The sequence below is a fragment of the Methylobacterium variabile genome (genome assembly GCF_001043975.1).
Classification (GTDB): Bacteria; Pseudomonadota; Alphaproteobacteria; order Rhizobiales; family Beijerinckiaceae; genus Methylobacterium; species Methylobacterium variabile.
In genome coordinates this window covers 1-23,211 of record NZ_LABY01000180.1, presented here as the reverse complement: position 1 = coordinate 23,211, position 23,211 = coordinate 1, and the positions used below count along the sequence as shown (strand labels likewise).

The 23,211-nt window shown below is 71.6% G+C and carries 22 protein-coding genes; 15 read left to right on the top strand and 7 right to left on the bottom strand.

The genetic code is table 11. The features are described from left to right. Window positions 1–35 precede the first annotated feature (35 nt). The 4 genes from VQ02_RS24250 to VQ02_RS24235 are packed head-to-tail and all read left to right on the top strand — an operon-like array spanning window position 36 to window position 4,466. Entirely contained in the window at window positions 36–782 is a 747-nt protein-coding gene (locus VQ02_RS24250) for an SDR family NAD(P)-dependent oxidoreductase (RefSeq protein WP_048446798.1), read from the top strand. Between the two features lie 51 nt (window positions 783–833). Then, window positions 834–1,523, top strand: coding sequence for an EthD domain-containing protein (locus tag VQ02_RS24245; protein WP_048446797.1), 690 nt, complete (start codon window positions 834–836; stop codon window positions 1,521–1,523). Beyond that, window positions 1,516–2,727: an NADH:flavin oxidoreductase/NADH oxidase gene (locus tag VQ02_RS24240; RefSeq protein ID WP_245239833.1), complete on the top strand. Its 1,212-nt coding sequence runs from the start codon at window positions 1,516–1,518 to the stop codon at window positions 2,725–2,727. The genes VQ02_RS24245 and VQ02_RS24240 overlap by 8 nt, the downstream gene beginning before the upstream one ends. 8 nt (window positions 2,728–2,735) lie before the next feature. Beyond that, window positions 2,736–4,466 carry an FAD-dependent oxidoreductase gene (locus tag VQ02_RS24235; RefSeq protein ID WP_048446796.1) on the top strand — a complete coding sequence of 577 codons (1,731 nt, stop codon included), beginning with the start codon at window positions 2,736–2,738 and terminating at the stop codon, window positions 4,464–4,466. Window positions 4,467–4,570: 104 nt separating this feature from the next. Here VQ02_RS24235 and VQ02_RS24230 read toward each other — a convergent pair whose 3' ends face one another. Next, window positions 4,571–5,170 carry a glutathione S-transferase gene (locus VQ02_RS24230; RefSeq protein ID WP_048446795.1) on the bottom strand — a complete coding sequence of 200 codons (600 nt, stop codon included), beginning with the start codon at window positions 5,168–5,170 and terminating at the stop codon, window positions 4,571–4,573. Beyond that, window positions 5,167–5,862 (bottom strand): GntR family transcriptional regulator, encoded by a 696-nt coding sequence (locus tag VQ02_RS24225; RefSeq protein WP_209437058.1) that lies wholly within the window; start codon window positions 5,860–5,862, stop codon window positions 5,167–5,169. The genes VQ02_RS24230 and VQ02_RS24225 overlap by 4 nt, the downstream gene beginning before the upstream one ends. 129 nt (window positions 5,863–5,991) lie before the next feature. Between VQ02_RS24225 and VQ02_RS24220 the strand changes: the two genes are divergently transcribed. The 8 genes from VQ02_RS24220 to VQ02_RS24185 all read left to right on the top strand — a co-directional run bounded on the left by VQ02_RS24220 (window position 5,992) and on the right by VQ02_RS24185 (window position 14,784). After that, window positions 5,992–6,750 carry an SDR family NAD(P)-dependent oxidoreductase gene (locus VQ02_RS24220; protein ID WP_048446794.1) on the top strand — a complete coding sequence of 253 codons (759 nt, stop codon included), beginning with the start codon at window positions 5,992–5,994 and terminating at the stop codon, window positions 6,748–6,750. A 60-nt stretch (window positions 6,751–6,810) separates the two neighbouring features. Further along, the gene (locus VQ02_RS24215) at window positions 6,811–8,025 is read left to right on the top strand and encodes an ABC transporter substrate-binding protein (protein ID WP_048446793.1); all 1,215 of its coding nucleotides are present in this window, start codon (window positions 6,811–6,813) and stop codon (window positions 8,023–8,025) included. A gap of 167 nt (window positions 8,026–8,192) precedes the next feature. Beyond that, complete coding sequence (locus tag VQ02_RS24210; protein ID WP_048446792.1) at window positions 8,193–9,095, top strand: branched-chain amino acid ABC transporter permease; 903 nt, start codon at window positions 8,193–8,195, stop codon at window positions 9,093–9,095. Beyond that, a complete protein-coding gene (locus VQ02_RS24205; RefSeq protein ID WP_048446791.1) occupies window positions 9,092–10,009 on the top strand; it encodes a branched-chain amino acid ABC transporter permease in 918 nt (305 codons plus the stop codon). Before VQ02_RS24210 ends, VQ02_RS24205 begins: the two co-directional genes overlap by 4 nt. An 8-nt stretch (window positions 10,010–10,017) precedes the next feature. Next, window positions 10,018–10,803, top strand: coding sequence for an ABC transporter ATP-binding protein (locus VQ02_RS24200; RefSeq protein WP_048446790.1), 786 nt, complete (start codon window positions 10,018–10,020; stop codon window positions 10,801–10,803). Beyond that, window positions 10,796–11,512 (top strand): ABC transporter ATP-binding protein, encoded by a 717-nt coding sequence (locus VQ02_RS24195; RefSeq protein ID WP_048446805.1) that lies wholly within the window; start codon window positions 10,796–10,798, stop codon window positions 11,510–11,512. Before VQ02_RS24200 ends, VQ02_RS24195 begins: the two co-directional genes overlap by 8 nt. Before the next feature lie 30 nt (window positions 11,513–11,542). Beyond that, window positions 11,543–12,274 carry an SDR family NAD(P)-dependent oxidoreductase gene (locus VQ02_RS24190; RefSeq protein WP_048446789.1) on the top strand — a complete coding sequence of 244 codons (732 nt, stop codon included), beginning with the start codon at window positions 11,543–11,545 and terminating at the stop codon, window positions 12,272–12,274. Window positions 12,275–12,294: 20 nt separating this feature from the next. Continuing rightward, window positions 12,295–14,784, top strand: a complete 2,490-nt coding sequence (locus VQ02_RS24185; protein ID WP_209437057.1) for an SDR family NAD(P)-dependent oxidoreductase — start codon at window positions 12,295–12,297, stop codon at window positions 14,782–14,784. 363 nt (window positions 14,785–15,147) lie between these two features. Here VQ02_RS24185 and VQ02_RS24180 read toward each other — a convergent pair whose 3' ends face one another. From VQ02_RS24180 to VQ02_RS37525, 4 genes are all read right to left on the bottom strand, one after another. After that, window positions 15,148–15,525 carry a response regulator transcription factor gene (locus VQ02_RS24180; RefSeq protein ID WP_245239832.1) on the bottom strand — a complete coding sequence of 126 codons (378 nt, stop codon included), beginning with the start codon at window positions 15,523–15,525 and terminating at the stop codon, window positions 15,148–15,150. A gap of 117 nt (window positions 15,526–15,642) precedes the next feature. After that, on the bottom strand, window positions 15,643–16,281 hold the full coding sequence (locus tag VQ02_RS24175) for a response regulator transcription factor (protein ID WP_048446787.1): 639 nt from the start codon (window positions 16,279–16,281) through the stop codon (window positions 15,643–15,645). Further along, a complete protein-coding gene (locus tag VQ02_RS24170; protein WP_048446786.1) occupies window positions 16,278–18,182 on the bottom strand; it encodes a PAS domain-containing sensor histidine kinase in 1,905 nt (634 codons plus the stop codon). Before VQ02_RS24170 ends, VQ02_RS24175 begins: the two co-directional genes overlap by 4 nt. Beyond that, entirely contained in the window at window positions 18,166–18,369 is a 204-nt protein-coding gene (locus tag VQ02_RS37525; protein WP_157080787.1) for a hypothetical protein, read from the bottom strand. The genes VQ02_RS24170 and VQ02_RS37525 overlap by 17 nt, the downstream gene beginning before the upstream one ends. A gap of 243 nt (window positions 18,370–18,612) precedes the next feature. Here VQ02_RS37525 and VQ02_RS24165 point away from each other — a divergent pair, with 243 nt between their 5' ends. The 3 genes from VQ02_RS24165 to VQ02_RS24155 all read left to right on the top strand — a co-directional run bounded on the left by VQ02_RS24165 (window position 18,613) and on the right by VQ02_RS24155 (window position 20,972). Next, the gene (locus tag VQ02_RS24165; RefSeq protein ID WP_048446785.1) at window positions 18,613–18,960 is read left to right on the top strand and encodes a hypothetical protein; all 348 of its coding nucleotides are present in this window, start codon (window positions 18,613–18,615) and stop codon (window positions 18,958–18,960) included. A 348-nt stretch (window positions 18,961–19,308) separates the two neighbouring features. Next, the gene (locus VQ02_RS24160) at window positions 19,309–20,421 is read left to right on the top strand and encodes a catalase family peroxidase (protein WP_048446784.1); all 1,113 of its coding nucleotides are present in this window, start codon (window positions 19,309–19,311) and stop codon (window positions 20,419–20,421) included. Next, complete coding sequence (locus tag VQ02_RS24155; RefSeq protein WP_048446783.1) at window positions 20,418–20,972, top strand: cytochrome b; 555 nt, start codon at window positions 20,418–20,420, stop codon at window positions 20,970–20,972. The genes VQ02_RS24160 and VQ02_RS24155 overlap by 4 nt, the downstream gene beginning before the upstream one ends. Window positions 20,973–21,414: 442 nt before the next feature. Here the strand turns inward: VQ02_RS24155 and VQ02_RS24150 are convergent, their stop codons facing one another. Beyond that, window positions 21,415–22,983 (bottom strand): ABC-F family ATP-binding cassette domain-containing protein, encoded by a 1,569-nt coding sequence (locus VQ02_RS24150; protein WP_048446782.1) that lies wholly within the window; start codon window positions 22,981–22,983, stop codon window positions 21,415–21,417. Between the last annotated feature and the right edge of the window lie 228 nt (window positions 22,984–23,211).

Below are 23,211 nucleotides of genomic sequence, written 5' to 3'. Positions count from 1 at the left end.
AGGCTTCCGGCGAGTGAGGCCCAGGGAGGCGACGCATGCTGCTGCGGGGACGGGTGGCGCTGGTGACCGGCGCCGGACAGGGGAACGGCGCGGCCATCGCCCGCGGCCTCGCGAAGGAAGGCGCCACGCTCGTCTGCACCGACATCGACCCGGCCGCCGCCGACAGGACGGCGCGCGCGATCGCCGAGGACGGAGGGCAGGCCACGGCTTACGCCCTCGACGTCGCCGATAAGGCGGCGGCCGAGCGGCTCGCGGCCGCGCTCGATGCGGCGCAGCCCGTCTCGATCATCGTCAACAATGCGGGGATCTGCCCGCGCCACAGGATCGACAGCCCCGACCTCGCGCAGAACTGGCAGGCGGCGATCGACGTCAACCTCACCGGCGCGCTCAACGTCACGGTGGCATTCCTGCCGGCCCTGCGCCGGACGAAGGGCACGGTCGTCAACATCGCGTCGATCGCCTCCTTCGTCTCGACCGCCACCTCGGTGAGCTACCCGGTGTCGAAGGCGGGCCTGCGGGCGCTGACGCAGAGCCTCGCGCACGAGCTGGCGCCCGAGGGGATCCGGGTCAACGCGATCGCCCCCGGCACCATCGCCACGCCGATGACCGAGGCGACGCGCCTCGATCCCGCGCGGTCGGAGCGCTTCCTCGCCCGCATCCCGATGGGCCGGTACGGCGAGCCCGAGGAGCTCGTCGGTCCCGTCGTGTTCCTGGCCTCGTCCATGTCGAGCTACGTCACCGGAACGACGCTCGTCGTGGACGGCGGCTACTTGGCGCTCTGAAGACGTCCTGACCCTTTGAAGAAGATCCTGGCGCTCTGAAGGAGGCTCGACATGTTCGTCCGCATGGGCCTGCTCCGCCGCCGGCCCGACCTGTCTCCCGACGCCTTCCGCCGCCACTGGCGGGAGGTGCACGGTCCGCTCGCGGCCCGGTTCCCGGGCCTCGTCGCCTATCACCAGAACCACGTCGTCGACCGGCGCCAGCTCGGCGTCGACCATGCCCGCGGCGCGTGGGACATCGACGGCATCTCGGAGCTGTGGTTCGAGTCCGAGGAGGCCATGCGGGCGGCGATCGACTCGCCCGCCTATCCGCCGACCCGCGCGGACGAGGCCAGCTTCCTCGCCGAGACGCGGATCGTCACGGTCGAGCAGCGGATCGTGGTGCCCTTCGATTCCTCGACGCCCCGCTGGATCAAGCGGATGTCGTTCCTGAGGCGGCCGGCGCACGTCACGCCGGAGCAATTCCGGCACGAGTGGTTCGAGGTCCACGCGCCCCTCGTGCGCGCCTTCCCGACGCTGCTCGGCTACCGGCAGAACCTGATCCTGTCGCGGCAGGCCCCGCCCGGTCGCCCGGTGGGCTACGAGGCCGTCCCGGCCGACGGCATCGTCGAAATGTGGTTCTCCGACGAGGCGGCGCTGCAAGCCTCCTTCGCCGACGCGGCGGCCGTGCGCTCGCAGGCGCATGCGCACACCTTCATCGCCGAGATCACGCCCTTCCTGGTCGAGGTCCACGCCGTTGTCTGACGAGACCGACCATCGACCCGTCGACGAGCCGGATCGGCCGCTCCTGTTCACAGCCCTGCGGCTGCGCGAACTGGAGTTGCCGAACCGCATCGTCATCTCGCCGATGTGCCAGCACGCGGCCGATGAGGGCCGCGCCACCGACTGGCACCTCGTCCATCTCGGCAAGTTCGCCCTCGGCGGGGCCGGGCTGATCCTGACCGAGAGCACGGCGGTCTCGCCGCACGGCCGGATCGGCTTGCGCGATCTCGGGCTCTGGGCCGATGCCCAGGTCGCCCCGCTCACCCGGGTGGTCGACTTCGTCCATGGCCAGGGCGGCCTGATCGGCGTGCAGCTCGCCCATGCGGGCCGCAAGGCGGGGAGCCACGCCCTCTGGGAGGGCGGCCACGCCTTCTCGCAAGCGGAACTCGACGCCTACGGGATGCGCCGGCTCGGCCCGAGCCCGGTCGCGGCGGGCCCCGGATGGACAGTGCCCGAGGCCCTCGACGAGGCGGGAATCGCGGACGTGATCGAGGACTTCGCGGCCGCGACCCGGCGCGCGGTCGCGGTCGGCTTCGACGTCGTCGAGCTGCATTTCGGGCACGGCTACCTCGCCACGAGCTTCCTCTCGCCGCTGGCCAATCGCCGCCGCGACGCCTTCGGCGGCTCACGCGAGAACCGCATGCGGCTGCCGCTCGCCATCGCTGCCCGCGTGCGGGCCGAGTGGCCCGAGGCCCGTCCGCTGTTCTGCCGCATCTCGGCGGTGGACGGTGCCGCGGACAGCTGGGGCGTCGACGATTCCGTCGCCTTCGCGCGCGCTCTGGCATCGGCGGGTGTCGACGTGGTCGACGTCTCGTCGGGCGGCCTGAGCGAGGAGACGCGGCGGATCACCGTGCCGCGCGGGCTCGGCTTCCAGGTCGGGTACGCCGAGCGGATCCGGCGGGAGGCGGGTGTTCTCACCCAGGCCGTCGGGATGATCGTCGACGGTCCCCAGGCCGAGGACATCCTGCGCTCAGGAAGCGCCGACCTCGTGGCGATCGGCCGGGCCGCCCTCGACGACCCGTACTGGCCGCGCCGCGCCGCCGAGGCGCTCGGCCTTCCCCCCAATTACGCCGGCTGGCCGGTCCGGCACGGCGCCTGGCTGGCCAAGCGCGAGGAGGCGATGGGCGACCTCCTGCGCGACCGCCGCCGATCCTTGCGCGCGCGCTCCCAACCGACGAACTCGTGAGACATGCGATGACCAAGACAGTGGAATGCGACGTCCTCGTCGTCGGGTCCGGTGCCGGCGGCTTCGCGGCGGCGGTCACGGCCGCTTCGCACGGCCTGACGGTGATCCTGGCCGAGAAGGCCGAGTTCGTCGGCGGCACCACCGCCTTCTCGGGCGGCTTCCTGTGGGTGCCGAACAATCCGGTCTCCCGGCGCGACGGCATCGAGGACAGCGTCGAGGAGGCCCGCACCTACCTGCGCCACGAGGCCGGCAACCACTTCAACGCGGAGTGCGTGGACGCCTTCCTCAACCACGGGCCGGACGCGGTCGCGTTCTTCGAGACCCGGACGGCCGTCACCTTCGAGGCCGCCTCGGCCTTCTCCGACTATCACCCGACGGCGCCCGGCGGCCGGTCGGGCGGGCGCTCGATCAAGGCCCAGGCCTTCCGCGGCGAGGCGCTCGGGGGTGAGCTGAAGCGGCTGCGCCCGCCGCTGCCGGAGCTGACCTTCGTCGGCCTGATGATCGGGTCCGGCCCGGAGCTGAAGCACTTCTTCAACGTCACGCGCTCGCTGACCTCCGCCCTCTACGTCGGCGGACGCCTCGCCTCGCACGCCCGCGACCTCCTCAAGCACAAGCGCGGCATGCTCCTGACCAACGGCAACGCGCTGGCGGCGCGCCTCTTCCGCAGCGCCCTCGACCTCGGCGTCGATGTCTGGACCGAGGCGCCGGCGACCAGGCTGATCGTCGAGGACGGCGCGGTCTGCGGCGCCACGGTCAGCAAGGCCGGCCAGACCGTGACGGTGCGCACCCGGCGCGGCGTCGTCCTCGCCGCCGGCGGATTCCCGCAGGACAAGGAGCGCCGCCGGGCCGTCTTTCCGCACGACCAGGACAATGACGGCCACGTCTCGCCGGCGCCGGTTGGCAACACCGGCGACGGCCTGCGGCTGGCTGAGGCGGCCGGGGCCGTCGTCGAGGACCGCTACCCCAACGCCGCCGCCTGGGTTCCGGTGTCGCGCGTGCCGCGCAAGGGCGGCGGCTTCGGCGTCTTCCCGCACTTCATCGACCGCGCCAAGCCCGGGCTGATCGCCGTGCTGCCGAACGGCCGGCGCTTCGTGAACGAGGCCAATTCCTACCACGACTTCGTGCAGGCCTTGTTCGCGGCGAAGAAACCGGGCGAGCCGGCCCGCGCCTTCCTGGTCGTCGACAAGCCGTTCCTGAAGCGCTTCGGCCTCGGCTTCGTCAAACCCTTCCCCGTCCCGGTCGGCCCGAACATCCGCTCCGGCTACCTGAAGACCGGCCAGACCCTCGCCGAACTCGCCCGCAACGCCGGCATCGACCCGGCGGGGCTGGAGGAGACCGTCGCCACCTGGAACCGCGACGTGCGGAGCGGGGAGGACCGGGCCTTCGGCAAGGGCTCGACGGCCTACAACCGCTTCAACGGCGACCCGGACTTCACGCCCAATCCGTGCCTCGCGCCGATCGAGACCGGTCCCTACTACGCCGTCGAGGTGGCGGTGGGCGATCTCGGCACCTTCGCGGGCCTCAGGTCCGACGGTCACGCCCGCGTCCTCGACCGGGACGGTCGCCCGATCCCGGGCCTCTACGCGGCCGGCAACGATATGGCGAGCATCATGGGCGGCAACTACCCGGGCGGCGGCATCACGCTGGGGCCGGCCCTGACCTTCGGCTACATCGCCGGGCGCCACCTCGCCGGGGGTGCGGCGGCCGTCGATGCGCCGGCCCGGCCCGACGCGGCCTGACGTCGCCCGGGCGGGCGGCGACTCCCGGGAGGCGATCCCGGCGTGATCGCCCCGCGGTCAGGCGACACGAGGCTCCGTCCGGCCGCGCATCGTCGATGCGGGGTTCACCCGGCCGGTGCGGTCGCCATCATCGAGGGACGCCGCGCGAAGTCGGCGTACCACGCCGCCGCGCGCGGCCGGCCGGCGCGCCAGTCCAGCTCGGGGAAGCGGAAATCGAGGTAGCCGAGGCCGCACGCGATGGTCACGGTGCCGATGTCGAGGCGCGAGCCGAGCGTCATCCCCTCGACGCGGTCCACCGCGTCCGTCACCTTCTCGAGCTGCCCGCGGCTCCAGTCGGCCCAGCGCAGGGGCTCGGGCCGGAGCACCGCCTCGTAGCGGGCGAGCAGGGCGGCGCCGAGGAGGCCGTCGCCGAGGGCGGCGTCGGTCAGGTTGCGCCAGCGCGTCGCCCCCGACCCGAAGAAGCTCCCGGCTCCGAGATCGTCGAGGTACTCGCAGATCACCCGGCTGTCGTAGAGCACGGTGCCGTCGTCGGTGAAGAAGGTCGGGACCTGCCCGAGCGGGTTGTGCTGCCGGATCGCCGCGTCGCGCTGGACGGGACCTGCGGCGCTCGGCAACCGCTCGATCCGGTCGGCGAGGCCGAGCTCGTGGGCCACGACCATCACCTTCCGGACGTAGGGCGAGGCGGGAGAGAAGTAGATCTTCATCGGGGACGCTCCTCCTGTGGGTCGGATCGGGCCGGTTCTTCACCCGGCTTCGCTTGAACGCGATCGAAGTTGTCGCGCAGGAACAGGCCGGCGAAGTAGACGTGCTCGCGCATCAGGTCCTCGGCCCGGGCCGGATCGCGGGCGACGAGGGCCGCCAGGATCCGGTGGTGGTCGTCGTGCGAGCGCCGGATCACGCCGTAATCGTGCCAGAGGATCACCCGGCCGGACACGAACGGGATCGCGTGGGTCTGGCGCACGAAGCGCTCGACCCACGGATTGCCGGAGAGCGAGATGATCGCGTCGTGGAAGCGCTCGTTCATCGCCTGGTAGGGCTGCAGGTCGCCCGGCGCCAGTGCGCCGCCCGAGAGGATGCGGTCGCCCTCCGCCAGGCAGGCGCGCAGGGTGGCGGCGACGTCGTCCGGCACGCCGTTCGTCGCCGCCAGCCGGCACGCCAGCCCCTCGATGGACGCGCGGACCTCGTAGGCCGCGAAGACGTCGTCGGCCCCGAACCGCCGCACGACGTAGCCGCGCTTCGGCTGGTAATCGAGCAGGCGCTCGGTCGCGAGCAGGGTCAGCGCCGCCCGCAGGGGCGTGCGCGAGACGCCGAGGCGCTCGGCCAGGGGCACCTCCTCCAGCCGCTCGCCCGCCGGCACGGTCCCGTCCAGGATCCAGCCGCGCAGGATCTCCGTCACGTCCTGGGATCGCGTTCGCATCATGGATACATAGACGGCCATCTTCAGCCGATAAAGCGGTTTTTCGCCTTGACATGGCGGCATCATGTATCCAAGTTCGGACCCAACAAGAATGGGAAGGGAACGGCCGTGAACCGCATCGCGCTCGTGACGGGAGGGGGCCGCGGCATCGGGCAGGAAGTCTGCCGCGTCCTCGCGGAGGCCGGCCTGACCGTCGCCGCCGCGGATATCGACGCGGCCTCGGCCCGGCGCAGTGCGGCCGACCTGCCCGGGGCGGGCCATGCCGGCTACCCGGTGGACGTGGCCGACGAGGAGGCCGTCGAGGCGCTGTTCGAGGCGGTCGAGCGCGACCTCGGGCCGGTCGCGGTGCTGGTCTGCAATGCCGGCAAGCTCCTCCTGCACGAGGGACGCCGGCCCCTCATCGCCGAGACCTCGCTTTCCAACTGGCAGGATATGCTGGGCGTCAACGCCACGGGGACCTTCCTGTGCGCCCGTGCCCTCCTGCGGCGGCGCCAGGAGCGGCAGGTTCCGCACGGGCGCGTCGTCACGGTCTCGTCGGTGGCGGCCCAGCTCGGCGGCTACAACGCCAGCGCCGCCTACATCGCCGCCAAGGCGGCCGTCCTCGGCCTGACGAAGGCGATCGCCCGCGAGGGCGCGCCGCTCGGCATCACCGCCAACGCGGTCGCGCCGGGCCTGATCGACACCGACATGATGCGGCTCGCCGCCGGCGGCGCCGGCACGACGCCGGCCTCCGCCGCCAACGTGCCGCTGGGCCGCCTCGGCCAGCCCCGCGACGTCGCCGAGGCCGTGGCCTTCCTGGCCTCGCCGGCCTCCGCCTATCTCACCGGCACCACGCTCGACGTGAACGGCGGCTATCGGATGCAGTAGATCCGGGACCGACAAGAACAATCATAAAAAATCAATCGTGACACGGGACGGGAGGAAGCGATGACCAAGCACAGCCTTTGCCGGATCGCGCTCGCCGTGGCGGCGCTCGCAGGCCTGGCAGGCCCGGCCCGGGCCGACGAGCCCGGGCTGACGCCGACGACCATCAGGATCGGGATGTTCGGCCCGCTCTCGGGCGCCTCGATGGCCTACGGCTTCGACGTCATGAACGCCGCCCGGATGTACTACGACAAGATCAACAAGGAAGGCGGCATCCACGGGCGCAAGATCGAGGTCGTCCAGGAGGACGACCGCTGCAACGCCAACGATGTGGTCGCGGCGGTCAAGAAGCTCGTCGAGCAGGACGGCGTGTTCCTCTTGAACGGCGGGTCGTGCTCGGCGCCGGTCGTCGCCGCCAAGGACTACGTGGTGCGCTCGGGCGTGCCGTGGGTGATGCTCAACGCCTCGGGCGACGGCGCGCTCTACCCGCCGCAGCCGAACATCTACGGCGCCTTCTCGATCTCGCAGCGCGCCATGGGCGGCTCGGTGGTCGAGTTCGCCAGCAAGGAGCTGAAGGCGAAGAAGATCGCCTACATCAACCACGACGACGCCTACGGCGCCTGGAACCTGGAGGGGGCCCGCTTCCAGGCCAAGGACAACGGGGTCACCCTGGTGCCCGAGGCGGTGAGCCCGTCGATCACCGACGTCACCGCGCCGGTCCTGAAGATGCGCGCGTCGGGCGCCGACGCCCTGGTGATTGCCACCTACGCCCGGCCGGCCCAGCTCATCCTCAAGAAGGCGCAGGAGCTCGGCTTCAACAAGCCGATCGTCATCGCGGTGAACGCCATCGCCAACCTGAAGCAGCTCGCCGAGAACGTCGGCTCCAAGGACGCCTTCCGCAACGTCTACATCGAGGAGGTACTGGCAGCGAAGCCCGGCTCGGAGAAGCTCGCCTGGATCTACGACCTCTACAAGGCGAACTACCCCGATCTCGCCGGCAAGCCCGACCACCCACAGGTCTACATGCCCTACGGCATCCCCTCCGCGATGACCGTGGTGCGGGCGCTCCAGGCCGCGGGGCCGAACCCGACCCGCGCCAAGGTGATCGAGGCCCTCGACCGCACCGATTTCGACAGCGGCGTCATGGCCGGGCCGATCGTGCTGACGAAGACCGAGCACGCCGCCCAGAAGGCGTCGACCTACTTCAAGTTCGACGGCGAGGGGCTGACGGCCGTGCCGGGCAGCTTCGCCAGCCGCTGGACCTACCAGGGCCAGTGATCGGTCCGGGTCCTGCGTGATCGTCTGTGCGGGTTTTCAATCCCTCATCGTCATTCCGGGCTCCGCCTCGCGGCACCGGAATGACGGGGCAGGTGTCGAGACCGTCAGGACAAGGCAAGCAGGCTCCGCGAAATCGGCGGCCACCCTTATCCAACCCTGCTCAGGCCATGAATACCGAGATCGTCTTCCTGTTCCTCCAGCAGGGCATCGCCTCCGGCCTCGTGACCGGCTCGGTCTACGCCCTGCTGGCGCTGGCCCTGGTGATCGTGTTCCGCACGACCGACGTGGCGAACTTCGCCGAGGGCGAGTTCTACATGGCGGCGGCCTACCTCGCCTTCTTCCTGATCGCGCTCGTCGGGCTGCCGATCTGGGCGGCGGCGCCCGCGATGGTGGTGGGCATCGCCGTCGCGGCGGGCCTGTTCCAGCGGGTCGTGCTGCGCCGGGTCGCCGCCGCGCGGGGCGTCTCGGTCAACCTCGTCATCGCGACCCTCGGCCTGTCCTACGTGCTCAAGGGCTTCGTGCGGGCCACGGGCTTCGGCGACACGCCGCGCTCGTTCCCCTCGGTCGTGCCCGACGGCTCGGTCACGCTCGGCCAGGCCTCCCTGAGCTACCTCGACCTCGCCATCCTGGGCGCGGCTCTGGCGGTGATGGCGGCCTTCTTCGCCGTCTTCAACCTGACCCGCACCGGGCGGGCGATGCGTGCGGTCGGCATGAACCGCCGCGCTGCCCAGCTCGTCGGCATCAATCTCGGCCGCACCGAGCGGCTGGTCTGGATCTTCGCCGGCGGCATCTCGGCGGTCGCCGCGATCCTGATCGCGCCGAAGCTCCTGATGACCGCCGAGATGGGAGGCGTCGTCACCCTGGCCTTCGCGGCGGCGATCGTCGGCGGGTTCGCCAGCCTGCCGGGGGCGGTGGTCGGCGGCTTCATCATCGGCATCGCCGAGAACCTCGTCGGCCTCTTCGTCTCCACCCGGGCGATCAACGTCGCCCCGTTCGTGATCATCATGCTGGTCCTGATCTTCAAGCCGCAGGGCCTGTTCGGCGGCCGGCTCCGCGTGAGGAAGGTATGAGCGTGCGCGTGCTGGCCGCCGTCGCGGTCCTTCTCATCGGGCTCAGCCTCGCGCTGCCGGCGCTGGCCACGGGCTACGTCGTCTATATCGGCAACCTGCTCCTGGTCTTCGTGGTGCTGTCGCTCGGCCTGCACATCGTCATCGGCGAGGCCGGCCAGTTCTCCCTCGCGCACGCGGCCTTCTACGGCATCGGCATCTACACGGCGGCGCTGAGCTCGAAGGTGCTGGGCCTGCCGTTCCTGGCGGCCCTCCTGGCGGGCGGCCTGCTGGCCGCCCTGTGCGGCCTCGCCATCGGCATCCTGTCCTTGCGCATGCGCGACATCTACCTGGCGCTGTCGACCTTCGCCTTCGGCGAGGCGATGCAGTGGGTCTTCCTCAACTGGACCCCGGTGACGGGCGGGCCGAACGGGCTCGCCATCCCGCCGGCCCAGGTGCTCGGTCAGCCGATCCTCTCCGACAAGGCCGCCTTCCCGATCGTCGCCGGGGTGACGCTGGTGGTCGTGGCGCTCGTCGCCGGCCTGCACGCCTCGGGCCTCGGCCGCGCCTTCCGGGCGGTGCGGGAATCCGAGGTGGCGGCCGCGGCCGTCGGCATCGACGTGCGGCGCACCAAGCTCCTGGCCTTCACCCTCTCGGCCTTCCTGGCCGGGGCGGCGGGCGGCCTGTTCACCACCTTCTCGACCTTCATCCACCCCGACAGCCTCGGCTTCCAGACCACGATCCTGGTCCTGACGATGATCGTGGTCGGGGGCGTCGGCTCGGTGACGGGCGCGCTCGGCGGCGCGATCGTGTTCGGGCTCGTCTCGGAGCTCCTGCGCCAGGTGCCGTCCTACCAGGAGATGATCTACGGCGGCATCCTGATCCTCGTCATGATGTATGCGCCGCGCGGCGTCTTCACGCTCGTCGGCCGGCGGTGAGGGACGCGATGGACGACCTCCTGGCTCTCGACGCCGTCACGATGCGCTTCGGCGGCCTGACGGCGGTGAACGGCCTGTCGATGGGCGTGACCCGCGGCACGATCCACGCCCTGATCGGCCCGAACGGCGCCGGCAAGTCGACCGTGTTCAACTGCGTGTCGCGGATCTACCGGCCGACGGAAGGGCGCATCCGCTTCGACGGGCGCGACGTCACCGGGCTGCCCGCCCACGCCATGGCGGGGCTCGGCATCGCCCGCACGTTCCAGAACCTCGAACTCTTCAACGAGCTCACCGTGCTCGAGAACGTGATGCTCGGGGCCTATTCGCGCCACGAGACGCGCCTGATCGAGCGCCTCTGGCCGCGCTCGCCCAAGACCCGGGCCTGGGCGGAGGAGATCCTCGAGGGGACGGGCCTGAAGGATTGTCGCGATGCGAAGGCGAACGGCCTCGATTTCGGGCGCCAGAAGCTCCTCGAGGTCGCCCGCGCGCTGGCCCTGTCGCCGACGCTGCTGCTCCTCGACGAGCCGGCCGCGGGCCTGCGCTCGCGCGAGATCGAGCGCCTCGACACGATCCTGACCGGCCTGAACCGGGAGCGGGGCATCACCGTGCTCCTGGTCGAGCACGTGATGCAGCTCGTCATGTCGATCTCGGACCGGATCACGGTCCTGAGCTTCGGCGAGAAGATCGCCGAGGGCACGCCCGAGGCGGTGCGGGGCGATCCCCGCGTGATCGAGGCGTATCTCGGCACGAAGCAGCCGGGGGAAGCGGCGCATGGCGAGGCGGCGCATGGCTGACCTCCTCGAGCTCGACGACATCTGCGCCGGCTACGGCCGCATCGAGGCCTTGTCGGGAGTGAGCCTGCGCGTGCCGGAGGGCGGGATCGTCGCGCTCCTCGGCGCGAACGGGGCGGGCAAGACGACGACGCTCAACGTCGTCTCAGGGATCGTCGCGCCGACGCGCGGCGAGGTCCGCCTCGCCGGCCGCTCCCTGCGCGGCCTCGGCTCGGACGCGATCGTGGCCGCCGGCATCTCGCAGGTGCCGGAGGGGCGCGAGATCTTCCGGGACATGAGCGTCCACGAGAACCTCGTCATCGGCGCCCATGCGCGGCGCGACAAGGCCGGCATCGCCCGCGACATCGAGGTGATGACAGGCTACTTCCCGATCCTCGCCAAGCGCTTCCGGCAGATGGCCGGCACCATGTCGGGCGGCGAGCAGCAGATGCTGCTGATCGCCCGCGCCCTGATGGCGCGCCCGAAGCTCCTGCTCCTCGACGAGCCGTCGCTCGGCCTGTCGCCCCTCCTGGTGCAGCAGATCTTCGACATCATCGTGCGGCTGCACCGCGACGAGAAGCTGACCCTCCTGATCGTCGAGCAGAACGCCGCCGTGGCGCTCGCGGTCTCGGACTATGCCTACATCCTCGAGAACGGCGAGGTGGTGGCGAAAGGCCCCTCGGCCGTGCTCGCCGCCGACGACAGCCTGCGCGCCGCCTATCTCGGCGCCTGACCGGCGGGAGACCCAACCCGGAGAACCGACATGAGCGACAGACCCTACGCCCTCGTCACCGGGGCCGGCAGCGGCATCGGGCGCGCCATCGCGCAGCGCCTGGCCGAGGACGGTTTCCACGTCGTGGTGGCCGATCTGGACGTCTCCCGCGCCGAGGCGGTGGCCGGCGCGCTCCGGGCGCAGGATCTCTCGGCAGAGGCGCGGCAGGTCGACGTCACCGACGAGGCCGCGGTGACCGCCCTCGTCGCGGCGCTCCCGCCGCTGCGCGCGCTCGTCAACAATGCCGGCTTCTTCCGCGACAAGCCGATCGCGACCACCACCGCCGAGGACTTCCGGCGCGCCTACGAGGTCAACACCATCGCGCCGTTCCTCCTCGCGCGGGCCGCGCTCGCCCGGATGGAATCCGGCGCCCGGATCGTGAACATCGCCTCGCGGGCCTATCTCGGGGCGCTCAACCAGGTCGACTACGTCGCCTCGAAGGGGGGCGTGGTCAGCCTGACGCGGGCGCTCGCCATGGAGGTGATCCGGCGCGGCATCCTGGTCAACGCGGTGGCGCCGGGCCTCATCGACACGCCGCTCCTGCAGCAGATGACGCCGGAGCGGATCGCCGCCCAGCTCGCCCTGCAGCCGACGGGCCGGGCCGGCCGGCCCGAGGACGTCGCCAACGCCGTGTCCTTCCTGGTCTCGCCCCGTACCGACTTCATCACCGGCCAGGTCCTGTTCGTCGACGGCGGCAAGTCGCTCGGCGGCACGGCCGTCTGATCCGTCCCGGGAGCCGTCTCATGACCGACCCTTACGTCGCCCTCGTCACCGGTGCCGGCTCGGGGATTGGCCGCGCCACCACCCTGCGCTTCGTGCGCGCCGGGGCCCGCGTCCTCGCCCTCGACCTCAACGAGGCGGGCCTCGCCGAGACCCGCCGCCTGGCGGGCGACCCGGAGGCGGTCGCCCTCCTCGTCAAGGACGTCACCGCTGACGATGCGCCGGCCTCGGCCGTCGCCGCGGCGCTCGCGCACTTCGGGCGCCTCGACTGGCTCGTGAACAATGCCGGCATCGGCAACGCCAAGGCGGCGGACCAGACGAGCGACGCGGAGTGGGACCGCTACGTCGACATCAACCTGCGCGCGCTGTTCCGCTTCTCGCGCGAGGCGCTGCCGCACCTGGCGCCGGGCCGTGGGGTCATCGTCAACCTCGCCTCGGTGTTCGGGCTGTTCGGCCACCCCCGGGTCGCGCCCTACGCGGCCACCAAGGCGGCGGTCGTCGGGCTGACCCACCAGATGGCGGCCGATTACGGCCCGAAGGGCATCCGGGTGAACGCCGTCGCCCCCGGCGTGATCGAGACGGCGCTCACCCGCGAGCGCATCGAGACGGATGCGCGCTTCCAGGCGCTCAACATCGACCCGATCCCCTTCCCGCGCCTCGGCCTGTCCGGAGGACGTCGCCAACGCGATCCACTTCCTGTGCTCGGAGGAGGCCGCCTACATCAACGGCCACGTGCTCGCGATCGACGGCGGCTGGAGCGTCACCAACTACTCGCGCCGGGGCGACGCCCTGTGAGCGGGCCGGCGACCGACGCCCTCCCGGCGACCTTCGACCTCGAGACGGACGTGATCTGCGTCGGGGCCGGCGCCGGCGGCATGAGCGCCGCGCTCACCGCCTCGATCGAGGGGCTCGCGGCGATCATCGTCGAGAAGACCGACAAGGTCGGTGGCTCCACCGCCATCTCGGGCGGGGCGGTGTGGATCCCGAACACCGACCGCGGCACGGCGGCCGGCCATCCCGACACGCTGGAGCGGGCGAAGCTCTACCTCGACCGCATCGTCGGCAACTGGTCGAGCGACGCGATGAAGCTCGCCTATCTCGAGGCCGGGCCGAAGATGCTCGACTACCTCGAGCGGCACACCGCGTTGCGGCTCGCGGCGCGGGCCTACTCGCCCGACTACTACCCCGACACCGAGGGCGCCTCCCTCGGCGGGCGCTCGATGGACCCGCTCGCCTTCGACGGCCGGCAGCTGGGTGCCCATTTCGCGACCCTGCGCGATCCGCTGCCCGAGTTCACCGTGCTCGGCGGCATGATGGTGACGATGACGGACGTCTACCACCTCCTCGGCGTGACCCGCTCCCTCGCCTCGTGGAAGCACGGGATGAGGCTCGTCGCCCGCTACGCCGCCGACCGCCTGCGCCACCACCGCGGCACCCGCCTCGTCCTCGGCAACGCGCTGGCGGCGCGGCTCTACAAGAGCGTCCTCGATCGCGGGATCCCGGTCTGGCTCGACAGTCCCGCGCAGCGCCTCCTCGTCGAGGGCGGGCGCGTCGTCGGCCTCGTGGTGGCGCGCGAGGGGCGCGAGGTCGCGATCCGCGCCCGGCGCGGCGTCGTGCTCGCCACCGGCGGCTTCCCGCACGACCCGGAGCGCCGCGCCGCCCTGCTGCCGCATCCGGCCGGCCCCTGGTCGATGGCGCCGGCCGGCAACACCGGCGACGGCCTGAGGCTCGGAGAGGCGGCCGGCGCGGTCGTGCGGGGCGCGAACGCCGCGAACGTCTTCCACGCGCCGATCTCGATTCTCACGAAGCCCGACGGCACGGTTGTGCGCTATCCCCACCTCGTCTGGGAGCGGGCGAAGCCGGGCCTGATCGCGGTCAACGGCGCCGGCCGGCGCTTCGTCAACGAGTCGACCTCGTACCACGAGTTCGGCCTCGCGATGCACGAGAGCCACCGGAGCGTGCCGAGCATCCCGGTCTTCCTGATCTGCGACGCGGTATTTCTCCGGCGCTGGGGCCTCGGCCTCGTGCTCCCCGGCGGGCGCCCGTTCCGCAAGCTCGTGAAGGCCGGCTACCTCGTCGAGGGCCGCACCCTCGACGACCTCGCACGTCAGCTCGGCCTCGACGGCGCCGCCCTCGCCGAGACCGTCGCGTCGTTCAATCGCAGCGCGCGGGAGGGACGCGACGCGGCGTTCGGCAAGGGCGGCGACGCCTACAATCGCTATCTCGGCGACCCGACGATCAAGGACGGTAATCCCTGCCTCGGCACGGTCGAGACCGCGCCGTTCTACGCCGTGCGGGTCTATCCCGGCGACATCGGCACCGCCGGCGGGGTCGTGACCGACGAGAACGCCCGCGTGCTCGACCGCGACGGCGGGCCGATCCCCGGCCTCTACGCCGTCGGCAACGACATGAACTCCGTCATGGGCGGCACCTATCCGGGACCCGGCATCACGCTGGGGCCGGCCCTCACCTTCGGCTGGCTCGCCGGCCTGCACCTGGCCCGATCCCCTTGAGGGCCGGCCTCGTCCGGCGCTGCGGCCCGACTGCTGCGTCGGTCCCTAGGCGCGGGTCCGCGTCGCCAACGAGGCGCTCCAAAGGTCAAAGGTCATGGAGGGATCGACGAGTGTGGTCGCCTCTCGCCCGCCTTGAGGCCGACATTGATCCGCTCCGCCGCCCCTGGAGGGCCATGTCGCCGTCGTGGCGCGGACGCTGGCAGGATCCTTCGAGGGTCGCGCTAGAAGTTCGCGGCCGCGTCGTTCACGGCGGCATCCACCGATTCTCTCGACCGCCGGCAGGATCGGCCCCTTCAAGGCAGCCGCGCGCAATCGGGCGCGATGGTTTCGGGCATCCTCACGGGCCGCAGCCGAGGTTTCGACCTAATCGGCGCTCGGCTCGGCTGCCCGTCGGCGGCGGCACTCCTCCAGTGCCAGCTGAAGCGACTGCTCCATGAGGTCGCCTCCGACCGGCTTCTCGAGGAAGGCGAAGGCGCCGCTCGCGAGGGCGCGCTGGCGCAGGGCCTCGCTCGCGAAGGCCGTGACGACGATGATCGGTAGCGCGTGTCCTTCCGCCCGCAGGCGCTCCTGCAACTCGACTCCGGTCATCCCGGGCATCTGCACGTCGGTGATCAGGCAATCCGGCGGTGAGCCCGGTCCGTCGCGCAGGTAATCCTGTGCACAGGCGTAGGTCAGCGCCGCGTAGCCCAGGGAGCGCACGAGGCTCGCCGTAGCGGTGCGGACGGCCTCGTCATCGTCCACGATAGCGATCGTCGGGGGGTGGGACATCGTGTGCCTTGCGCCGTCAGGGGCTGGCTGACCGAGCGTGAGGGAGCCGGACCCCGATATGAACCCGCCGTCGGCGCTTTAAAATCATACTCAGGTTTGGTTGATCCCCAGCGCCTCCGCCATGCGGACGAGGTCGGCCAGCGAGCGGGCCGCCATTTTTTTCATGACGTTTCCGCGGTGTATCTTGATGGTGATCTCGCTTAGATTGAGGTTGCCGGCGATCTGCTTGTTCATCAACCCTGCGGTAACCTGAGCCATAACCTCCCGCTCGCGCCCCGTGAGCGTCTCGTAGGCGGTCCGGAGGGCCTGCAGGCCGGTGTCGCGGGTGCGGCGCTCGACGTCGCGCGCGAGCGCGGCCGAGACGGCGTCCAGCATGTCCTGGTCGCGGAACGGCTTGGCCAGGAAATCGACGGCGCCGGCCTTCATCGCCCGCACCGACATCGGGATGTCCCCATGGCCGGTCATGAGGATGATCGGAAGGTGGATCCCGTGGTCCGCGAGCTGGGCCTGGAAGTCGAGGCCGCTGAGGCCCGGCATGCGCACGTCGACGACGAGGCAGCCGGGGCCGTCGGTGCGCCTCGCGGCCAGGAAATCCGCCGCGGAGGCGTAAGTCGCCGCCGCGAGGTCGACGGAGCGGAACAGACCCGCGAGGGCCTCGCGCAGATCCGCGTCGTCGTCCACGACGATCACCGTCGGGGCCGCGGTGGCCGGAGCAGCGTTGCGGGTCACGGCCTTCCCTCCCCTTGCGCCGGCAGCAGGACGTGGAACGCGGCGCCGGGCCCGGCCTCCGAGACCCAGAGCCGGCCGCCATGGGCCTCGATCGTCGAGCGGCAGATCGCCAGCCCCATGCCCATGCCGTCCGCCTTGGTCGTGTAGAAGGGCTGGAAGATCGCCTCCATCGCGTCCGGGCCGATTCCCTCGCCCGTGTCGATCACGTCCACCCGCACCTGCCCGCCCTCCTGCCGCGTGGTCCGCACGGTGAGCACCCGCGCCCGGTCGCGGACGCCGGCCATCGCCTGGATGCCGTTGACCATCAGGTTGATGACCACCTGCTGCAGCTGCAAGCGGTCGCCTCGCACCTCCGGCAGGCCCGGCTCGCCCTCGATGCGCAGGGTCACTGCGTGGCGCGCCAGCTCGCGATCGAGGAGCTGTACCGCCTCGCCGATCATCTCGGGCAGGTCGAGGCTCTCGTGGCGCGGCGAGGCCTTCTTGAGGTAGCCGCGGATGCGCGCCACGATCTCGGAGGCCCGCCGGCCATTCGCCACGGCGCGGGCAAGCGCGTCCGTCGCCTCGCCCAGATCGGGCGACGGGCGCTTGAGCCACCGCAGGGCGGCCTCGCCGTTCGTCACCACGGCGGCGAGCGGCTGGTTGATCTCGTGCGCCATGGTGGCGGTGAGCTCGCCCATCGTCGCGACGCGGGCCGCATGGGCGAGGTCGGCCTGCATGGTGAGCAGCGCCGCCTCCGCTTCCCGACGATCCGTGATGTCGAGGGCGTGGACGAGCACGCAGCCGAGGTCGGACGGGTCGGCCGGGAAGCTCACGCCGAACAGCACCGGCACGGCGGTGCCGTCGAGGGCGCGCAGCTGCGCCTCGCCCTCGAAGGACCTGGCTCCGGCGGCAAGCGCGGCGAGAGCCTGGGAAAAGGTCTGGTCCGCGTCGGGCAGGAGGGTGGCGAGGGGGCCGAGCAGGGCCGAGCGGTCCGGGGCTCGCAGCATGCGCTGCGTCGCCGCGTTCACGTCGACGATCGCGACGCGCTGGCGCTCCCGCGCCACGAAGCCCGGATCCGCCGCGCAGGCGGCGGCGACGTCGCGGATTCCCTCCTCGTGCAGCCGGTCGAGGTCGGCCTTCACGGCCGACCAGTCCTGCTGGAGGATCGACACCTGGGTGTTGTCGAAGATCGAGCGGTAGCGCCGCTCGCTCGCGACGAGGCGGGCATGGGTGCGCTCGCGCTCGGTGATGTCGGTACTGGTCTCCAGCACGGCAACCGGCGCGCCCGCGGCGTCGCGTTGCAGCGCCCAGCGACTCTCCACCGTGATGGTGCCGCCGGTGCTCACGCGCTGGACGAGCTCGCCCTCCCAGCGGCCGGTGCGGTGCAGCTCGGCCAGGATCTGCGCCTTCTCGGCGGGAAATTCGGTGCGCAGGAGATCGTGCGCGACGCAGCCGACCGCCTCGGCGGCGGTCCACCCGTAGACCGCCTCCGCCGCCGGGTTCCAGAAGGTGATCACCTCGCGCGCGTCGTGCACGAAGACCGCGTCGTGGGTGAGATCGAGCAGGCGGGCCTGCTCGGCCAGGATCGCCGCGTCGGCCTTGTGGCGCAGCGCGAGCGCCGTGACGATGCCGATCGCCGCGAGGCTGACGAGGCAGCGCAGCAGGGGTGCGCCCATCTCCTCCGGACCGTGGGAGACGAAGTAGGCGATGGCCGTGAGGGCGAGGCAGCCGGCCGCGGTCAGCATCACGCCTTGCCGGCTGAACGCCCTCGCGGCGATCAGCACGACCACGACGTAGAGGACGGCGACCGCCCCCTCGACGGGCGAGAGCACGTCGAACAGGAAGACGCCGAGCGCGATCGAGAGGGCCGCGGCCCGCGAGGCCGCCCCGGCGCGGGCCCCGGCTCTAGGCGTCGCGCGCATCGAGGACCCTGATCGCCAGCAGGGTGACCCGGAAGGGCTGCCTGAGATCGTGGCGGGCGATCTGGTGCGCGCCTGCGGAGCGCCTCGCGACCTCGCCGGCCGGCTGTCCCGCCGAGATCGGCACCGCCACGTCCATCCCCGCCTCCTCGTTCGGGCCGTCCCGGCCATGACGGCTGGGCCGGACCATGCCCCGCGCCGCGATCCCCCGAAACCATACGGAGGTTTAAGGGCGGTCCCGACCGCGGTCCGGCGCCTTGCCCACCCGATCGAGAGAAAGGTCCGCGAGGCGCCGTCATACCTCGGTATGACGGCCCTGTCCTTTGTCGTGATCTCCGTAAATCCTGGTCTGACTGCGGGCACGGCTCGCGGTTGTTACAACGATCGCATCTCCAGCCGGAGATCTCGCAGCCTCACGATCGAGGATACCGTCATGACGACGCGACATCTGCTCCCGGTTCTCCTACTCCTGGCGTCGACCGGCGCCGCGACGGCCCAGGATCACGGCCGGCCCGCCGCGAAGGACGATGCCTACGCCTATGCCGGCAGCCACGCCGGCGGGCCGGCCGACGCGCTCATCCCGAACGGTGTCCCTCTGCCGGTCCACCGCAGGTCCGTGGACCCGGCCTACGCGCAGTCGGGCAGCCACGCCGGCGGGCCGGCCGATGCACTCATCCCGGACGGCACGCCGGTCCCGGTGACCCGACGGGTGGTCGACCCCGCCTACCGCTACAGCGGCAGCCATGCGGGCGGACCGGCGGACGCCTTGATCCCGGAGTGATACGATGTCCGGACGTGATCGTCCGGACAGCATCTCACCAGCCAGCCGCGGCGGAGCTTTGCTCCGCACGCCTGAGCGAAGCCGATCTCCGCATCGCGAATGCGACCGCTGCGCGGTCGCCTGACGCAATCAACCGGAAATCATATGATGCTCCCCGGGGGTCCGGAGGATCCCGGGGCCGTGGCGAGGGGCAGCCCGACGGCCGAGCAGGCCTCCCCGCGGACCAGCGACCCGCTGACGGCGCTCGCGTCCGCCCGGGCGCCGCTCCCGGCATCGATCCTCGGAAGCCGCCGGGCCTCTCAGCGACGCGGCTCCCCGCATTCTCGCGACGAACCACCGAGGTTGGCCATGAGCCTGCTGAACGACCTGACTGGAGCGCCTCCCGGACTGACGGGGCGCGCCCTCCTCTCGCGCCTCGCCGCCATCGGGGCGGTGCTCGCCGGGGCTGCCGGCACCTTCGCCTATGCGGGCGGCTGGCTCTCGCCGGGCGCCCTCACCCCGGCGCGGGTGGTCGACCGCTTCGAGGAGGTGAACGGGCCGCATCCCGGCTTCCGGCGCAACCACGCCAAGGGCCTGTGCGTCGTGGGCAGCTTCGCGGCGAGCGGCGCGGGCGCACGGCTCTCGCGGGCGGGCGTGTTCGCGGACGGACGGGTGACGCCGGTCGAGGGCCGCGTGGCGCTGGCGGGCGGGCAGCCCTACGCGGCGGATGCCGGGACCACCGTGCGCAGCCTCGCCCTGCGCTTCCGGCTGCCGGACGGCGAGGAATGGCGCACGGGCATGAACGACATCCCGGTCTTCCCGGTCCGCACGCCGGAGGCCCTCACCGAGCAGCTCCTCGCCGCCAGGCCCGACCCGGCGACCGGCCAGCCCGACCCCGGGCGGCTGCACGCCTTCTTCGCGGCCCATCCCGAGAGCGCGGCGGCAGCGGCCCTGATCAAGGCCCGGGCGATCACCTCGGGATTTGCCGACAGCACCTACTGGAGCCTCAACGCCTTCCGGTTCGTGGCGTCCGACGGCCGCGCCACGCCGGTGCGCTTCGCCTACCTGCCCGACCGGCCGGCAGCCCCGGAGCACGGCGCGCCGGAGGCGGGCGCCGACAAGAACTTCCTGTTCGACGATCTCGCGGCGGCGCTGCGGCGCGACACGCTGCGCTGGCACCTCGTCGTTACGCTCGGCTGGCCGGGCGATCCGACCGACGACGCGACGAAGCCCTGGCCGGCGGATCGCGAGACCGTCGATGCCGGCACGCTCACGCTCACCGGCGCGGCGCCGGAGGCCGCGGGCAATTGCCGGGACATCAACTTCGATCCGCTCGTCCTGCCGGACGGGATCGCCCCCTCCGACGATCCCCTGCTGAGCGCCCGCTCGGCCGCCTATTCCCAGTCCTTCACCCGTCGCGCCGGCGAGGAGAAATCCCCCTCCGCCGTCACCGGCACGCCGCACCACGGAGCCGCCCTGTGACGAGCCCCTCTGGCTTCACCCTGCCGGCGCGCCTGCTCCACTGGAGCATGGCGGCCCTGATCCTCGCCATGCTGCTGATCGGCGCCGCGATGGTGACGTCGCTGGGCGAGTACCACGCGCTGGTCTCGCTGCACCGGCCCCTCGGGATCCTGATCCTGGCGCTCGCGCTGCTGCGGCTCGCCTATCGCCGGCGCCATGCGCCGCCGCCCCTGCCCGCGGACCTGCCGCGATGGCAGCAGCGCGCCGCGCACGCCTCACACCTCGCACTCTACGGGCTGATGCTCGCCCTGCCCCTCGTCGGCTGGGCCATGCTCTCGGCCGCCCGCTACCCGGTGGCGCTCGTCGGCCCGCTGGTGCTGCCGCCGATCCTGCCGGGGAGCCCGATGCTCTACGCGGGCCTGCGAGTCCTGCACACCGTGCTCGCCTACGCGCTGTTCGGTGTCATCCTGGCCCATCTCGGGGCGGCCCTGATGCACGGGCTGATCCGCCGGGACGGTGTGTTCGCCAGCATGGCGCCGTGGCGCCCGCGCGCCGAGCGGCAGCAGGGCTGAGGACCGGGAACTCGGCGCCTCACGGCGAGGCGCCGAGCCCGAGGGCGTCACCCGGCCGTCGGCGACGGACCCAGCACATCGCGCCGGAGGCGCGACGGTATTATACCGCCGCGCCTTCGAACGGACCCGTTCGGAGGCGCAAGGCAAGCCCGAACGGGCGCCGGCGCTGATGCGCCGGACGCCTTCGCATCGACGTGTCGATGCGAAGGCGCGAGGGTATTAGAGTGGCAGGCGAGACGCTCCGGCGAAGGCCGTGCAGTAGATCGTTCTACACTCCCGCGGACCGGCGCCGTTTCCACACAGCCTGGACCCCGTGCAGGCTCTGGGAATGTCCACTTCCGGGCTACCGATGAGGCGGAGATCTACGACTGGGTCGGGCGGTTTGCGGTCTGTCCGCGTCCGGACGGAATTAGGCAGAAGCCGACGCTCGATCCCTTGGAGGTCAGACTTGGAAAACGCGATCGAGCCTGATCCGCGCCAAGAAGGATGGATCGTGGCTGACGACAAGGAGTGCGCCGTCGAAGCCTCGCAGGGCGTCCTCCAGAAGTTCGAGGGACTCGACGTCGAGATGGTTGGTCGGTTCATCCAGAATGACGAGCCAGGGCGGGGTGGAACGGGAAAGGGTCGCCGCGAGCCCCGCCCGCAGACGCTCGCCGCCGGACAGCGTGCCGACGACCCGGTTCGCATCCCGGCTGCGGAAGGCGAACCGGGCGCAGATCGCGTGGGCCTCCTCGTCGCTCGCAATCGGGTTCAGACGGCGAATGTTGTCTAAAATGCTGCGGTCGGGATCCAGCAAGGCGACGTGCTGATCGAGCATGACGATGCGCCCTTCGGCGCGGCGCACCGTGCCGGCAACGGGAGCGAGCAAACCTGCCGCGATGCGCAGGAGGGTCGTCTTCCCGGCTCCGTTCGCTCCCCTGAGGGCGATCCGTTCCGGCCCGTCGATATGCAGGGTCCACGGGCCAAGGCATCGATCGCCGGCCGCGGCCAGAACGCCGTCCATGGCAAGGACCCTTGCGCCGGACGGTACTCCGCTCGGCGGCAGGCTGATCGTCAGGGGTGTCAGGACCTCCACGCGCGAACGCGCCTCGTCCACCTCGGCAAGGGCAGCGCTCGCCCGCCGGTCGTTGATGGCCTGTGCGCGCCCGCCACTGGTCTGCGCGCGCTCGGCTCGCGCACCCAGAAGGATCGTCGGTTCGGACCCCTTGGCCGCGAAAGCGCGTCCCGCTCCGTCGCGCCTCTCCTTTGCCTCGCGCTGCGCTTGCGCGGCCTGGCGCGCGGCGCGAACGCCCGCATCGGCGCGCTCAAGCTCGGCGCTGGCGCGTCGTCGATCCTCGTCGCGCGCAGCGGCGAAGGCCGACCAGCCCCCGCCGAAACTGCGCACCCCGATCGTCGTCAGTTCGAGGATGCGGCCCACGTCCTCCAGAAGCTCCCGGTCATGGCTCGCGACGAGGATGCCGCCGCGCCAATCCCGCACCAGGGCTCGCACTGCGTCGCGGCCGGCGGCGTCGAGATTGTTCGTCGGTTCGTCAAGAAGCAGAAGGTCCGGGGCCTCAACGATGAGGCGAGCAATCCCGACACGCGTCCGCTCGCCGCCCGACAGGGTTTGGAGGCGACGGTCCAGCGGAAGATCGGGAAGACCCGCCAGCGCGAGCGCCGCACTGACGCGGGTCTCCAGCGTCCAGTCTGCGGCGTCGAAATCGTCGGCGGTGCCGTTACCGGCCAGAACGCGGCCGATCGCTTCCACCGGATCCGCGACGCCGAGCGCTTCGGCCAGGGTCCACTCTTGCGGCATGTCCTGCCGGAGAACGCCGATCGTTCCGGTCCGCCGAACGACGCCAGACGACGCTTCGGCAAGACCGGCGATGATGCGCAGGAGAGTGGATTTGCCTGAGCCGTTGCGGCCAACGAGCCCGACGCGTTCCGCCCCGATTGCGAAGGTCAGGTCTTGAAAAAGCGAGCGGTCAGGCGTCCGGGCGGAGACGGAATCGAGCGTGAGGAAGGCAGACATGGTCAACCGTGGCAGGTGTCGAGACAAGGCGGATCGCGTTGCTCATCCTGCTGTTCACGGCTGCACTCCTCTACGCTTCCACCTCAATGTACGACCGGAAAGCCCCTCATGCAACCGAACGGCAGCTTTCCGGCATACGACGAGACGCTCTCAGCTTCCGAGAAGGGTCGGAAACGGAATGTCCGCTCTCGGGCAGCGGGGCAGGGTCCGCTCCCCACCCAGGCTGTG

What these genes read in the sequence shown, in the direction of transcription:
- VQ02_RS24250 (WP_048446798.1), top strand. Translation starts at nt 36, where the DNA reads ATGCTGCTGCGGGGACGGGTGGCGCTGGTGACCGGCGCCGGACAGGGG.
- VQ02_RS24245 (WP_048446797.1), top strand. Translation starts at nt 834, where the DNA reads ATGTTCGTCCGCATGGGCCTGCTCCGCCGCCGGCCCGACCTGTCTCCC.
- VQ02_RS24235 (WP_048446796.1), top strand. Translation starts at nt 2,736, where the DNA reads ATGACCAAGACAGTGGAATGCGACGTCCTCGTCGTCGGGTCCGGTGCC.
- VQ02_RS24230 (WP_048446795.1), bottom strand. Translation starts at nt 5,170, where the DNA reads ATGAAGATCTACTTCTCTCCCGCCTCGCCCTACGTCCGGAAGGTGATG.
- VQ02_RS24215 (WP_048446793.1), top strand. Translation starts at nt 6,811, where the DNA reads ATGACCAAGCACAGCCTTTGCCGGATCGCGCTCGCCGTGGCGGCGCTC.
- VQ02_RS24210 (WP_048446792.1), top strand. Translation starts at nt 8,193, where the DNA reads ATGAATACCGAGATCGTCTTCCTGTTCCTCCAGCAGGGCATCGCCTCC.
- VQ02_RS24205 (WP_048446791.1), top strand. Translation starts at nt 9,092, where the DNA reads ATGAGCGTGCGCGTGCTGGCCGCCGTCGCGGTCCTTCTCATCGGGCTC.
- VQ02_RS24200 (WP_048446790.1), top strand. Translation starts at nt 10,018, where the DNA reads ATGGACGACCTCCTGGCTCTCGACGCCGTCACGATGCGCTTCGGCGGC.
- VQ02_RS24195 (WP_048446805.1), top strand. Translation starts at nt 10,796, where the DNA reads ATGGCTGACCTCCTCGAGCTCGACGACATCTGCGCCGGCTACGGCCGC.
- VQ02_RS24190 (WP_048446789.1), top strand. Translation starts at nt 11,543, where the DNA reads ATGAGCGACAGACCCTACGCCCTCGTCACCGGGGCCGGCAGCGGCATC.
- VQ02_RS24185 (WP_209437057.1), top strand. Translation starts at nt 12,295, where the DNA reads ATGACCGACCCTTACGTCGCCCTCGTCACCGGTGCCGGCTCGGGGATT.
- VQ02_RS24170 (WP_048446786.1), bottom strand. Translation starts at nt 18,182, where the DNA reads ATGCGCGCGACGCCTAGAGCCGGGGCCCGCGCCGGGGCGGCCTCGCGG.
- VQ02_RS37525 (WP_157080787.1), bottom strand. Translation starts at nt 18,369, where the DNA reads ATGGTCCGGCCCAGCCGTCATGGCCGGGACGGCCCGAACGAGGAGGCG.
- VQ02_RS24165 (WP_048446785.1), top strand. Translation starts at nt 18,613, where the DNA reads ATGACGACGCGACATCTGCTCCCGGTTCTCCTACTCCTGGCGTCGACC.
- VQ02_RS24160 (WP_048446784.1), top strand. Translation starts at nt 19,309, where the DNA reads ATGAGCCTGCTGAACGACCTGACTGGAGCGCCTCCCGGACTGACGGGG.
- VQ02_RS24150 (WP_048446782.1), bottom strand. Translation starts at nt 22,983, where the DNA reads ATGTCTGCCTTCCTCACGCTCGATTCCGTCTCCGCCCGGACGCCTGAC.